Consider the following 13,654-nt stretch of genomic DNA (forward strand, 5'->3'; position numbering starts at 1 on the left):
GCCGTCGAGCGCCCCTTCCCCCGCCCGGCGCTCAGGACGTCAGCCAGGTGTCCACCCCCGCCAGCAGCCCCGCCTTCGTCCCCTCGGGCGCGGCGGACGCGCGGATCGACTGCCGGGCCAGCTCGGCCAGTTCGGCGTCCGTGAACGCGTGATGGTGCCGGGCGAGGTCGTACTGGGCGGCCAGCCGGGAGCCGAAGAGGAGCGGGTCGTCGGCGCCCAGCGCCATCGGGACCCCCGCCTCGAAGAAGGTGCGCAGCGGGACGTCCTCCGGCTTCTCGTACACCCCGAGGGCCACATTGGACGACGGGCACACCTCGCAGGTGACCTGCCGGTCGGCCAGCCGCTTGAGGAGCCGCGCGTCCTCCGCGGCGCGCACCCCGTGGCCCACCCGGTGCGCGTGCAGATCGTCCAGGCAGTCCCGCACCGACGCCGGGCCGGTCAGCTCACCGCCGTGCGGCGCCGACAGCAGACCACCCTCACGGGCGATGTGGAACGCCCGGTCGAAATCCCGTGCCATGCCCCGGCGTTCGTCGTTGGAGAGCCCGAAGCCGACCACGCCCCGGTCGGCGTACCGCACCGCGAGCCGGGCGAGCGTACGGGCGTCCAGCGGATGCTTCATCCGGTTCGCCGCCACCAGCACCCGCATCCCGAGCCCGGTGTCGCGGCTCGTGGTCTCCACCGCGTCCAGGATGACCTCCAGCGCCGGGATCAGCCCGCCCAGGCGCGGCGCGTACGACGTCGGGTCGACCTGGATCTCCAGCCAGCCCGAGCCGTCCCGCAGATCCTCCTCGGCGGCCTCGCGCACCAGCCGCTGGATGTCCTCCGGCGTCCGCAGACACGACCGCGCGGCGTCGTACAGCCGCTGGAAACGGAACCAGCCCCGCTCGTCCGTGGCCCGCAGCTTCGGCGGTTCGCCGCTGACCAGGGCCTCGGTCAGTACGTCGGGCAGCCGCACCCCGTACTTGTCGGCCAGCTCCAGCACGGTCGCGGGGCGCATCGAGCCGGTGAAGTGCAGGTGCAGATGGGCCTTGGGGAGGGCGGAGAGATCACGTACACGTTCCATTCCAGGATCCTGCCGCACCGCCCGCGCGCGCCGGTAGCGCTTTCCTCTTTAGTGCAAGGAAACGGGGGCCCTGGTGCAAGGAAACGGGGACCCTTTTACGCAAAGAAACGGGCACCCCCTCACTCCTGAGGTGGATGCCCGCTCGCTCACTCCTGAGGTGGATGCCCGTTCGGTGCGCCGTACGGCGTGCCGGTGGTTCAGTCGCGCGCCTCGGACAGCAGCTTCTGGATCCGGCTGACGCCCTCGACCAGGTCCTCGTCCCCGAGGGCGTACGACAGCCGCAGATAGCCGGGGGTGCCGAACGCCTCGCCCGGGACCACCGCGACCTCGGACTCCTCCAGGATCAGCGCCGCCAGCTCGACCGAGCTGGCCGGACGCTTGCCGCGGATGTCCTTGCCGATCAGCGCCTTCACCGACGGGTACACGTAGAACGCGCCCTCGGGCTCCGGGCAGACCACGCCGTCGATCTCGTTGAGCATCCGTACGATCGTCTGGCGGCGGCGGTCGAACGCCTCGCGCATCTTCTCCACGGCGGTCAGATCACCGGAGACGGCGGCCAGCGCGGCGGCCTGCGAGACGTTGGCGACATTCGACGTGGCGTGCGACTGGAGGTTGGTCGCGGCCTTGACGACGTCCTTCGGGCCGATGACCCAGCCCACCCGCCAGCCGGTCATGGCGTACGTCTTCGCCACACCGTTGACGACGATGCACTTGTCCCGCAGCTCGGGCAGCAGCCCCGGCAGCGAGGGCGCCTCGGCACCGCCGTAGACCAGGTGCTCGTAGATCTCGTCGGTCAGCACCCACAGTCCGTGCTCCAGCGCCCAGCGGCCGATGGCCTCGGTGTCCTCGCGGGAGTAGACGGCGCCGGTGGGGTTGGAGGGGGAGACGAAGAGGACGACCTTGGTCCGCTCCGTGCGCGCGGCCTCCAACTGCTCGACGCTCACCCGGTAGCCGGTGGTCTCGTCCGCGACGACCTCGACCGGCACACCGCCGGCGAGCCGGATCGACTCGGGGTACGTCGTCCAGTACGGCGCCGGGACGATGACCTCGTCGCCCGGGTCGAGGATCGCGGCGAACGCCTCGTAGATCGCCTGCTTGCCTCCGTTGGTGACCAGGATCTGGGACGGCTCGGGCTCGTAGCCGGAGTCGCGCAGCGTCTTGGCGGCGATCGCGGCCTTCAGCTCGGGCAGACCCCCGGCCGGCGTGTAGCGGTGGAACTTGGGGTTCTTGCACGCCTCGACGGCGGCCTCGACGATGTAGTCCGGCGTCGGGAAGTCGGGCTCACCCGCGCCGAAGCCGATCACCGGCCGTCCGGCGGCCTTGAGGGCCTTGGCCTTGGCGTCGACGGCGAGGGTGGCGGACTCGGAGATCGCCCCGATGCGGGCCGAGACCCGGCGCTCGGTGGGAGGGGTTGCAGCGCTCATGGGGCCCATGGTTCCAGACCCGAAAGCAGCCCGGCACACGGGTTTCACGGACTGAACAGCTCGGGGAGCGCTTCTGAACACCCGTCCGGAACCCCGCCATGGCCTGGTGATCTTCCGGTGATCTGCACCCGAACCCGTACGGACACCGCTCCCACAGGCCCATTCTGTTCGACGCCCGGCCCCGGAACACGTACACTCTCACCTCGTTGGCCTTCAGCGAGCCTGCCTTCACCCGGTGCACACCGAGCATCCGGGCGGATGCGGTACGTTGGGGGGCACGTGAAGGGTCGTAGCTCAATTGGTAGAGCACTGGTCTCCAAAACCAGCGGTTGGGGGTTCGAGTCCCTCCGGCCCTGCTCCACACACCGCCAGGATGTGTGCGCAGGTATACAGCATTGCAGCCGTGCGGCTCAGACCGGGCGCGGCACGGCCACGACCCGGGATCAGGTGAGGACGAATGACGGACGCCGTGGGCTCCATCGACACTCCTGATGCCCAGGACGAGACACCGGACTCGAAGAAGAAGACCCGCAAGGGCGGCAAGCGCGCCAAGAAGGGTCCGCTGAAGCGGCTCGCGCTGTTCTACCGCCAGGTCGTCGCCGAGCTCCGCAAGGTCGTCTGGCCGACACGCAATCAGTTGACCACGTACACCATCGTCGTGATCATCTTTGTCGTTGTCATGATCGGCCTCGTGACTCTGATTGACTATGGGCTCGACCACGCCGCGAAGTATGTCTTCGGCTGAGCCTAGTGCGAAGGGCGCCCTGACCGGCGCCCCTTTCGCGTGTTCCACCCCCATGTATCCAGGAAGAAGCAGCCACCGTGTCTGACGCCAACCTGAACGAGTCCCGCGAGCCCGTCGAGTCCGTGGATTCCGTGGATGACGAGCTCGACATCGTTGAGGGCGCGGACGAGGACCTGGACGAGGCCGAGGCTGCCGACGCCGAGGCGGGCGAGCCGGCCGAGGAGGCCGCGGTCCAGACCGAGGACGAGCCTGCCGAGGACGACGACGCCGAGGCCGCCGCCGAGGACGAAGACGAGGCCGAGGCCGCGACCGACGAGGACACCGACGCCGAGGCTGAGTCCGATGGCGAGGTCGAGTCCGACGACGACGCCGATGCCGAGGTCGAGTCCGACGATGCCGCCGAGGACGCCGCTGAGCCGGAGCCCGAGGTCGACCCCGTCACCAAGCTCCGCGAGGAGCTTCGGGTGCTGCCCGGCGAGTGGTACGTGATCCACACCTACGCCGGCTACGAGAACCGGGTGAAGACCAACCTGGAGCAGCGCGCCGTCTCGCTGAACGTCGAGGACTACATCTTCCAGGCCGAGGTGCCGCAGGAAGAGGTCGTCCAGATCAAGAACGGCGACCGCAAGACGATCAAGCAGAACAAGCTCCCGGGCTACGTCCTCGTCCGCATGGACCTGACGAACGAGTCCTGGGGCGTCGTCCGCAACACCCCCGGCGTCACCGGCTTCGTGGGCAACGCCTACGACCCCTACCCGCTGACCCTGGACGAGATCGTCAAGATGCTCGCCCCGGAGGCCGAGGAGAAGGCCGCCCGCGAGGCCGCCGAGGCCGAGGGCAAGCCCGTGCCGCAGCGCAAGGTCGAGGTCCAGGTGCTGGACTTCGAGGTCGGCGACTCGGTCACCGTCACCGACGGCCCGTTCGCCACCCTCCAGGCCACGATCAACGAGATCAACGCGGACTCCAAGAAGGTCAAGGGCCTGGTGGAGATCTTCGGCCGGGAGACTCCGGTCGAGCTGTCCTTCGACCAGATCCAGAAGAACTGACGCGTAGCGCGCACCGCGCATCTGAGTGCGACGCGAGCCCCTGTACGGCGGACATCCGCCGGACTGGGGCTCCTTCGCGTTGCCGGGCCTCGGCCGCCGAGAGCCGGCCGCCCCCGCGCCGCTGAGCGCCCCTCTGAGCGCCCCCCTGAACGCCCCTGAGCGTCGCTGAGCGTCGCTGAGCGGCGCTGAGCGACGCTGAGCGGCGCTGACACGGCCGGGAACAGAGGACGGCCGGTCCTCGGACCCCGGGTGGGGGAGGGCCGGCCGACTTCTCGTTTTTGGTCCGGACGAGATACCCGTTATCGTGGTGCGGTATGCCTCCATCCGGCTGATCGTGACGATCGCCGAACGGATGGGGCTCAACCTCTCACTAGGACCCGGAGAGAGCAATGCCTCCCAAGAAGAAGAAGGTCACGGGGCTGATCAAGCTCCAGATCCAGGCCGGTGCGGCCAACCCGGCTCCGCCGGTCGGCCCCGCGCTGGGTCAGCACGGCGTCAACATCATGGAGTTCTGCAAGGCGTACAACGCCGCGACCGAGTCGCAGCGCGGTTGGGTGATCCCGGTGGAGATCACGGTCTACGAGGACCGTTCCTTCACCTTCATCACCAAGACCCCCCCGGCCGCCAAGATGATCCTCAAGGCCGCGGGCGTGGAGAAGGGCTCCGGCGAGCCGCACAAGACCAAGGTCGCGAAGATCACCCGCGACCAGGTCCGCGAGATCGCCACCACCAAGATGCCCGACCTCAACGCCAACGACCTGGACGCCGCCGAGAAGATCATCGCCGGCACCGCCCGTTCCATGGGCATCACGGTCGAGGGCTGACCACCACCACCCCCTGCAGTAGTGGCGGGGCCTGCTCGGCCCGTACCACGACTCCTCAGCAAACCCAGGAGCAGTAGTGAGCAAGCGCAGCAAGTCTCTCCGCGCTGCGGACGCCAAGATCGACCGGGACAAGCTCTACGCCCCGCTTGAGGCCGTCCGTCTCGCCAAGGAGACCTCCACGACCAAGTTCGACGGCACCGTCGAGGTCGCCTTCCGTCTGGGTGTCGACCCGCGCAAGGCCGACCAGATGGTCCGTGGCACCGTGAACCTCCCGCACGGCACCGGTAAGACCGCCCGGGTCCTGGTCTTCGCGACCGGTGACCGTGCCGAGGCCGCTCGTGCCGCGGGCGCCGACATCGTCGGCGCCGACGAGCTGATCGACGAGGTGTCGAAGGGCCGTCTGGACTTTGACGCCGTCGTCGCCACCCCGGACCTCATGGGCAAGGTCGGCCGCCTCGGCCGCGTCCTCGGCCCCCGTGGTCTGATGCCGAACCCCAAGACCGGCACCGTCACCCCGGACGTCGTCAAGGCCGTCAACGAGATCAAGGGCGGCAAGATCGAGTTCCGCGTCGACAAGCACTCGAACCTGCACTTCATCATCGGCAAGGCGTCCTTCGACGACACCAAGCTGGTGGAGAACTACGGCGCCGCGCTGGAGGAGATCCTCCGTCTGAAGCCGTCCGCCGCCAAGGGTCGCTACATCAAGAAGGCCGCCATCACCACCACGATGGGCCCCGGCATCCCGCTCGACCCGAACCGCACCCGCAACCTCCTCACCGAGGAGGACCCGGCCGCCGTCTGATCCCCGCGATCGGACGCCGTCCGCGCGTCAGCAGTCCACGACGGGCCCCGCAGCCATCCGGCGCGGGGCCCGTCGCGTGTTCCGCGTCACTGGTCCGGACCGGCCGTCGGTGGCCTGCGCTAACGTGCGGGACAGGACCGACTCGGGGGGCGCGGATGAAGCGGGCGATCGCCGCGGTGACGGCGGCGCTGCTGGGCCTCGCCGGATGCACCTCGTCCGGCGACGGCGACGACCCGGCGCCCACCGGCAGCCGTACGCCCGCCACCAGCGCCGCGGTCCGCGCCGAGCTGCGCTCCGCCGCCGAGGCCACCGGGCGGGCCGGGTCCGCCCGGGTGGAGGCAACGACCGGCGTCGGCGACTCCCTCGCCATGACCTCCGAGGGCGCCCTCGCCTGGGACGACGGACTCACCGGCACCCTCACCCTCACCTACACCGGCGGCACACTCGCCGACACCATGCGCGAGCTGGGCACGGAGTCGATGGAGGCCCGCTATCTGCCGGACGCCTACTACGCGCGCATGGGCGACGCCTTCGCCGCGCGGGCCGGCGGCAGACACTGGGTGAGATACCCCTGGGCCGAGCTGGACCGGCTCGGCGGCTCGGGGGCGGCCCACCTCAGCGAGCAGATCCGCGGGGCCACCCCGGACCGCTCGGTGAGGTTCCTGCTGGCCGCGCCCGCCGCGCGGGTGATCGGCGAGGAACGGGTGCGCGGCATCCGCACCACGCACTACACGGCGACCAGCCAGGTCTCCGACCTCGGCGACCCCGCGTTGCGCGAGCAGCTGGAGCGGGCCGGTGTCACCACGCGGACCGTCGACATCTGGGTGGACGAGCGGGACCTGGTGGTCAAGAAGGCCGAGAAGGGCCGCTCGGCGACCGGCGAGCTGACCCAGACCGCGTACTACGACGGCTACGGCACCGAGGTCGCCGTGCGCGAGCCGCCCGCCGCCGACACCCAGGACTTCAAGGAACTGCTGGCCACCCAGGGGACCGGCCGCTGAACCGGGGGAGGGACCGGCGACCTACCTCCCCGGGGGCGGAGGCGTGCCCCCGGGGCCGGCGATATACCTCCCGTGGGTGGAGGCGTGCCCCCGGGGCCGGCGACCTACCGCCCGGGGGGCGGAGGCGTGCCCCCCGAGGCTGGCGGCATACCGCCCGGGACCGGCGGCGTGCCCCCGGGACCGGCGACCTACCCCCCGGGACCGGCGACATACCGCCCAGGACCGGCGGCGTGCCTCCCGGGGCCGACGGGAATTGAGGGGCCGCTGTCAGTGCCCTCGGATAGGCTCACGGCCTTGAAACTGTGTGTCGACCATGTGTCGGCAACGATGTCCCTGGGGGGATTCCATGGCTTTTTCCGTACGTACGCGCGGTGGTGCGGCCGGTGCCGGCGTCGTGGCGCTGATACTGGCCGGCGGTGCGGTCGGCTGCGGCAGCGAGAAGGCGACGGTCGACATGGACCCGGCCGCCGCGGTCGCCAAGGCGGCGAAGAACACCGAGGAGATCAAGTCCTTCAGCTACCGGATGGCCGGTGAGACCCCGGGCGAGGGCAAGGTCAAGGGCACGGCCGCGATGAGCGTCGACCCGCCGGCCATGAGCATGAAGATGGAGGTCGAGGCCCCCGACGCCGGGGCCGGCCCGGAGAGCGGCACGGCGGAGATCCGGCTGGTCGACAAGGCGATGTACATCGGGGGGACCCCCGAGGCCGCCGAGGAGATGGGCGGCAAGCGCTGGATCAAGTTCGACCTGGCCGCGCTCGGCGCCGACGACGAGCTGAGCCAGCTCGGCGCGGCCAACCAGGCCGAGAAGAATCCGGCGAGCGAGGCCGGCTTCCTCACCGGCGCCGAGGACGTCGAGGAGGTCGGCACCGAGACGGTCGACGGCGTCGAGACCACCCGCTACCGGGGCACGGTCACCCTCGACACCCTGCGCGACTCCCTCAAGGGCGAGGACAAGAAGACCCGCGAGTCCCGTGAGAAGAGCATCAAGCAGTACGAGGACCTGGGCGTCGACAAGCTCAACATGGACATGTGGATCGACGGCGACGAGCGCACCAAGCAGTTCCGGATGCGGGGCGACGCCGAGCAGGGCCCGCTGGACCTGACGATCACCTTCCTCGACTTCAACAAGCCGGTCGAGGTCACCGCCCCGCCCGCCGCGGAGACGATGGACCTCGCCGAGATGGCGAAAGAGATGGGCGAGGAGATGGGTGGCGAGCTGGAGGGCGAGCCGGGCACGGAGCCGGAGACCGGGGCGGAGATCGGCTGAAGCACCCGGCCGAGCCGCGCTCTGATCCCCGTACGACCGGATTTGCTCGGCGGGGATCCGGTCGCGTACCCTCCTGGGGAAGCCAAAGACCGCTGGTCGTTGCCGTGCCTCGAATGAGGGCGCGGTGGCCGAAGGATCCGCTGAAATTGCGGACGACCCGCGCAGGTGATTGTGGAAGAACTCCCGGAGTACGTACGTCGCCGTATGTACGGCCGGTCGAGTCCGCCCCGAGCGCCTGCGCCGGGGCGTTTCGTTTTCCCCAGTCCTCCTTCGGGTCCGCGCGGTCAGAATCACCCGGAAGGAGGCCGAGGCTCTATGGCGAGGCCCGACAAGGCTGCCGCGGTTGCCGAGCTGACGGACAAGTTCCGCAGCTCCAGCGCCGCTGTGCTGACCGAGTACCGCGGTCTCACCGTGGCGCAGCTCAAGACGCTGCGCCGGTCGCTCGGTGAGAACGCCCAGTACGCCGTGGTGAAGAACACGCTGACCAAGATTGCGGCCAACGAGGCCGGGATCACGACGCTGGACGACCAGTTCAATGGTCCGACGGCGGTCGCCTTCATCACCGGTGACCCGGTGGAGTCGGCGAAGGGTCTGCGCGACTTCGCCAAGGACAACCCGAATCTCGTCATCAAGGGCGGAGTCCTTGACGGCAAGGTGCTCAGCGCCGACGAGATCAAGAAGCTTGCGGACCTTGAGTCCCGCGAGGTTCTGCTCGCCAAGCTGGCGGGCGCTCTGAAGGGCAAGCAGACGCAGGCTGCTCAGGTCTTCCAGGCGCTCCCCTCGAAGCTCGTCCGCACCGTGGACGCGCTCCGGGCCCAGCAGGCCGAGCAGGGCGGTGCCGAGTAGTTCGGCTCGCGTCATGACCGCTGCCTGAGACGCTCCGTCGCAGGTCACGGTCGTTGCGGGCCGACCGTACGCCCGCCAGTCATGTACATCCGGCACCCGCCGATTTAGTGGAAGGAAAGCCATCGTGGCTCTCACCCAGGACGAACTGCTCGCCGAGTTCGAGACGATGACCCTGATCCAGCTCGCCGACTTCGTGAAGGCGTTCGAGGAGAAGTTCGACGTCACCGCCGCCGCCGCGGTCGCCGTCGCCCCGACCGGCCCGGCCGCCGCCGCCGAGGTCGCCGAGGAGCAGGACGAGTTCGACGTCGTCCTCACCGGCGCCGGCGACAAGAAGATCCAGGTCATCAAGGTCGTGCGTGAGCTGACCTCGCTCGGCCTGAAGGAGGCCAAGGACCTGGTCGACGGTGCGCCGAAGCCGGTTCTGGAGAAGGTTGCCAAGGACGCCGCGGAGAAGGCCAAGGAGGCCCTTGAGGGCGCCGGCGCCTCTGTCGAGGTCAAGTAAGTCCTTTCGCGGGGTCACCGCACCCCGCCGGGGTCCGTGCCGGATCCCGACGCCCGCGGAACACGGCCCGAGAGGGCTGTAACGCCGGGGCACCGAGGAGCGATCATCCAACCGGGTGGTCGCTCTTCGGCTTTCCCGGAGGTCCGACCGCGGCTGCCTTGCTCCCGCCGCGACGAGGGGTAAGGTGATCTTCGTCGTGTCCCCGGAAGCCCTGGGTTGGGCTGGGGGGCCTTGACGAACCGCACGCAGCGCGCAATTCTCAGGACGCGTCGTCACAAGGATCCAGAAATCCGAGGCATGGATCGGCGGCGGAGAGGGCAGTATCAACGTGCGTTGAGGGCGTCACCTTGTCGCAGGGGTTGAGTACAACGAGGGCAACGAGGGTTTCAAGAAACCCGGACTGGACATCAGTGTGCCAAGTGGCTACACTGACCCTTTGCGCTGCCTGTTAGCTGTCCCCTGCCCGTCACCAGGGGCATGCCCTCGCTTGAGCACCGACGACCGGACCGTCCCCGACCTGGCCTTTCGGCCCGACTTGGGGAACCTGTCTCTGTGTATCGGTGAGGGGCCGGTACGCGCGTAGTGAGTCCGAGCCCTCGGAAGGACCCCCTCTTGGCCGCCTCGCGCAACGCCTCGACCGCGAATACGAACAACGGCGCCAGCACCGCCCCGCTGCGCATCTCCTTTGCAAAGATCAAGGAGCCTCTCGAGGTTCCGAACCTGCTCGCGCTCCAGACCGAGAGCTTCGACTGGCTGCTCGGCAACACCGCCTGGCAGAGTCGGGTCGAGGAGGCTCTTGAGAACGGTCAGGACGTCCCCACCAAGTCCGGTCTGGAGGAGATCTTCGAGGAGATCTCCCCGATCGAGGACTTCTCCGGGTCGATGTCCCTGACCTTCCGGGACCACCGCTTCGAGCCCCCGAAGAACTCCATCGACGAGTGCAAGGAGCGTGACTTCACCTACGCCGCTCCGCTCTTCGTCACCGCCGAGTTCACCAACAACGAGACCGGCGAGATCAAGTCCCAGACCGTCTTCATGGGCGACTTCCCGCTCATGACGAACAAGGGCACCTTCGTCATCAACGGCACCGAGCGTGTCGTCGTCTCGCAGCTGGTCCGCTCGCCCGGTGTCTACTTCGACTCCTCCATCGACAAGACCTCCGACAAGGACATCTTCTCCGCCAAGATCATCCCGTCCCGGGGTGCCTGGCTGGAGATGGAGATCGACAAGCGCGACATGGTCGGCGTGCGCATCGACCGCAAGCGCAAGCAGTCGGTCACCGTGCTGCTCAAGGCGCTCGGCTGGACGACCGAGCAGATCCTGGAGGAGTTCGGCCAGTACGAGTCGATGCGCGCCACCCTGGAGAAGGACCACACCCAGGGCCAGGACGACGCGCTGCTCGACATCTACCGCAAGCTGCGTCCGGGCGAGCCCCCGACGCGCGAGGCCGCGCAGACCCTCCTGGAGAACCTCTACTTCAACCCGAAGCGCTACGACCTCGCGAAGGTCGGCCGCTACAAGGTCAACAAGAAGCTGGGCACGGAGACCGGGCTGGACGCGGGCGTCCTGACCGTCGACGACATCCTCGCGACGATCAAGTACCTGGTGCGGCTGCACGCGGGCGAGACCGAGACGGCCGTCGGTGACACCGGCCGCTCGATCATGATCGAGACCGACGACATCGACCACTTCGGCAACCGCCGTATCCGTAACGTCGGCGAGCTGATCCAGAACCAGGTCCGCACGGGTCTGGCCCGTATGGAGCGCGTCGTGCGCGAGCGCATGACGACCCAGGACGTCGAGGCGATCACGCCGCAGACGCTGATCAACATCCGGCCGGTCGTCGCCTCCATCAAGGAGTTCTTCGGCACCAGCCAGCTGTCCCAGTTCATGGACCAGAACAACCCGCTGTCGGGGCTGACGCACAAGCGTCGTCTGAACGCCCTCGGCCCGGGTGGTCTCTCCCGTGAGCGGGCCGGCTTCGAGGTCCGTGACGTGCACCCCTCGCACTACGGCCGGATGTGCCCGATCGAGACGCCGGAAGGCCCGAACATCGGCCTGATCGGCTCGCTCGCCTCCTACGGCCGGATCAACCCGTTCGGCTTCATCGAGACGCCGTACCGCAAGGTCGTCGAGGGCCGGGTCACCGACGAGGTCGACTACCTGACCGCCGACGAAGAGGACCGCTTCGTCATCGCGCAGGCCAACGCCCCGCTGACCGACGACTTCCTGTTCGCCGAGAACCGGGTGCTGGTCCGCCGCCGCGGCGGCGAGGTCGACTACGTCCCCGGTGGCGAGGTCGACTACATGGACGTCTCGCCGCGCCAGATGGTGTCGGTCGCGACCGCCATGATCCCCTTCCTGGAGCACGACGACGCCAACCGTGCCCTCATGGGCGCGAACATGATGCGTCAGGCCGTGCCCCTGATCCGCTCCGAGTCCCCGCTCGTCGGCACCGGCATGGAGTACCGCTCCGCCGTCGACGCCGGCGACGTGGTCAAGGCGGAGAAGGCCGGTGTGGTCCAGGAGGTCTCCGCCGACTACATCACCACCGCCAACGACGACGGCACGTACATCACCTACCGCCTGGCCAAGTTCGCCCGCTCCAACCAGGGCACCTCGGTCAACCAGAAGGTCATCGTCAACGAGGGCGACCGCATCATCGAGGGCCAGGTCCTCGCCGACGGTCCGGCCACCCAGAACGGCGAGATGGCGCTCGGCAAGAACCTGCTGGTCGCCTTCATGCCGTGGGAGGGCCACAACTACGAGGACGCGATCATCCTGTCGCAGCGCCTCGTGCAGGACGACGTCCTCTCCTCGATCCACATCGAGGAGCACGAGGTCGACGCCCGTGACACCAAGCTCGGCCCCGAGGAGATCACCCGGGACATCCCGAACGTCTCCGAGGAGGTCCTCGCCGACCTGGACGAGCGCGGCATCATCCGGATCGGCGCCGAGGTCATCGCCGGCGACATCCTCGTCGGCAAGGTGACCCCGAAGGGCGAGACCGAGCTGACCCCCGAGGAGCGCCTGCTGCGCGCGATCTTCGGTGAGAAGGCCCGTGAGGTCCGTGACACCTCGCTGAAGGTGCCGCACGGCGAGACCGGCAAGGTCATCGGCGTACGCGTCTTCGACCGCGAGGAGGGCGACGAGCTGCCGCCGGGCGTGAACCAGCTGGTCCGCGTCTACGTCGCGCAGAAGCGCAAGATCACCGACGGTGACAAGCTCGCCGGCCGGCACGGCAACAAGGGCGTCATCTCCAAGATCCTGCCGATCGAGGACATGCCGTTCCTGGAGGACGGCACCCCGGTCGACATCATCCTCAACCCGCTCGGCGTCCCGTCCCGGATGAACCCGGGACAGGTCCTGGAGATCCACCTCGGCTGGCTCGCCAGCCGCGGCTGGGACGTCTCCGGACTCGCCGACGAGTGGGCCGAGCGGCTCCAGACCATCGGCGCCGACCAGGTCGTCCCCGGCACCAACGTCGCCACCCCGGTGTTCGACGGCGCCCGCGAGGACGAGCTGGCCGGTCTGCTCCAGCACACCATCCCGAACCGCGACGGCGAGCGCATGGTGCTCCCGTCCGGCAAGGCACGGCTGTACGACGGCCGCAGCGGTGAGCCGTTCCCGGAGCCGATCTCGGTCGGCTACATGTACATCCTGAAGCTCCACCATCTGGTCGACGACAAGCTGCACGCCCGGTCGACCGGTCCGTACTCGATGATCACCCAGCAGCCGCTGGGTGGTAAGGCCCAGTTCGGTGGCCAGCGGTTCGGCGAGATGGAGGTGTGGGCGCTGGAGGCTTATGGCGCCGCGTACGCCCTCCAGGAGCTGCTGACCATCAAGTCCGACGACGTCACCGGCCGCGTGAAGGTCTACGAGGCCATCGTCAAGGGCGAGAACATCCCCGAGCCCGGCATCCCCGAGTCCTTCAAGGTGCTCATCAAGGAGATGCAGTCCCTGTGCCTCAACGTGGAGGTGCTGTCCTCGGACGGCATGTCCATCGAGATGCGCGACACCGACGAGGACGTCTTCCGCGCTGCGGAAGAGCTCGGCATCGACCTGTCCCGGCGCGAGCCGAGCAGCGTCGAAGAGGTCTGACGGGAGTTCCGGCCCGAGGGCTCAGCGATGAGC

10 protein-coding genes, 1 tRNA gene and 1 pseudogene are annotated in these 13,654 nt (G+C 68.9%); 10 read left to right on the forward strand and 2 right to left on the reverse strand.

Annotation, left to right across the window (positions count from 1 at the left end; all coding sequences use genetic code 11):
- Positions 1-31: 31 nt before the first annotated feature.
- Positions 32-1,063, reverse strand: coding sequence for an adenosine deaminase (locus ACIQNG_RS01195; RefSeq protein ID WP_401436651.1), 1,032 nt, complete (start codon positions 1,061-1,063; stop codon positions 32-34).
- A gap of 197 nt (positions 1,064-1,260) precedes the next feature.
- The gene (locus ACIQNG_RS01200; protein WP_401436654.1) at positions 1,261-2,487 is read right to left on the reverse strand and encodes a pyridoxal phosphate-dependent aminotransferase; all 1,227 of its coding nucleotides are present in this window, start codon (positions 2,485-2,487) and stop codon (positions 1,261-1,263) included.
- 283 nt (positions 2,488-2,770) lie between these two features.
- Between ACIQNG_RS01200 and ACIQNG_RS01205 the strand changes: the two genes are divergently transcribed.
- The 10 genes and pseudogenes from ACIQNG_RS01205 (at position 2,771) to rpoB (ending at position 13,621) form a co-directional block, all read left to right on the forward strand.
- Positions 2,771-2,843 (forward strand) — tRNA-Trp (locus tag ACIQNG_RS01205).
- A gap of 101 nt (positions 2,844-2,944) precedes the next feature.
- On the forward strand, positions 2,945-3,232 hold the full coding sequence (secE, locus tag ACIQNG_RS01210; RefSeq protein ID WP_401436657.1) for a preprotein translocase subunit SecE: 288 nt from the start codon (positions 2,945-2,947) through the stop codon (positions 3,230-3,232).
- Between the two features lie 77 nt (positions 3,233-3,309).
- A complete protein-coding gene (nusG, locus tag ACIQNG_RS01215; RefSeq protein ID WP_401482105.1) occupies positions 3,310-4,278 on the forward strand; it encodes a transcription termination/antitermination protein NusG in 969 nt (322 codons plus the stop codon).
- A gap of 389 nt (positions 4,279-4,667) precedes the next feature.
- Positions 4,668-5,102 carry a 50S ribosomal protein L11 gene (rplK, locus tag ACIQNG_RS01220; RefSeq protein ID WP_189287518.1) on the forward strand — a complete coding sequence of 145 codons (435 nt, stop codon included), beginning with the start codon at positions 4,668-4,670 and terminating at the stop codon, positions 5,100-5,102.
- Between the two features lie 76 nt (positions 5,103-5,178).
- Positions 5,179-5,904, forward strand: coding sequence for a 50S ribosomal protein L1 (rplA, locus tag ACIQNG_RS01225; protein WP_401436663.1), 726 nt, complete (start codon positions 5,179-5,181; stop codon positions 5,902-5,904).
- Positions 5,905-6,059: 155 nt separating this feature from the next.
- Positions 6,060-6,905 (forward strand): hypothetical protein, encoded by an 846-nt coding sequence (locus ACIQNG_RS01230; protein ID WP_401482107.1) that lies wholly within the window; start codon positions 6,060-6,062, stop codon positions 6,903-6,905.
- A gap of 346 nt (positions 6,906-7,251) precedes the next feature.
- Positions 7,252-8,097, forward strand: a pseudogene (locus ACIQNG_RS01235) (DUF1396 domain-containing protein); the annotation flags it as partial.
- 390 nt (positions 8,098-8,487) lie between these two features.
- On the forward strand, positions 8,488-9,018 hold the full coding sequence (gene rplJ, locus ACIQNG_RS01240) for a 50S ribosomal protein L10 (RefSeq protein WP_401436668.1): 531 nt from the start codon (positions 8,488-8,490) through the stop codon (positions 9,016-9,018).
- Positions 9,019-9,139: 121 nt separating this feature from the next.
- Positions 9,140-9,520, forward strand: a complete 381-nt coding sequence (gene rplL / locus ACIQNG_RS01245) for a 50S ribosomal protein L7/L12 (RefSeq protein ID WP_401482500.1) — start codon at positions 9,140-9,142, stop codon at positions 9,518-9,520.
- Between the two features lie 612 nt (positions 9,521-10,132).
- Entirely contained in the window at positions 10,133-13,621 is a 3,489-nt protein-coding gene (gene rpoB, locus ACIQNG_RS01250; protein WP_401436670.1) for a DNA-directed RNA polymerase subunit beta, read from the forward strand.
- Positions 13,622-13,654 lie beyond the last annotated feature (33 nt).

Origin of the sequence: Streptomyces sp. NPDC091377, assembly GCF_044757045.1 — a bacterium.
In the GTDB taxonomy this organism is placed as follows: Bacteria; Actinomycetota; Actinomycetes; order Streptomycetales; family Streptomycetaceae; genus Streptomyces.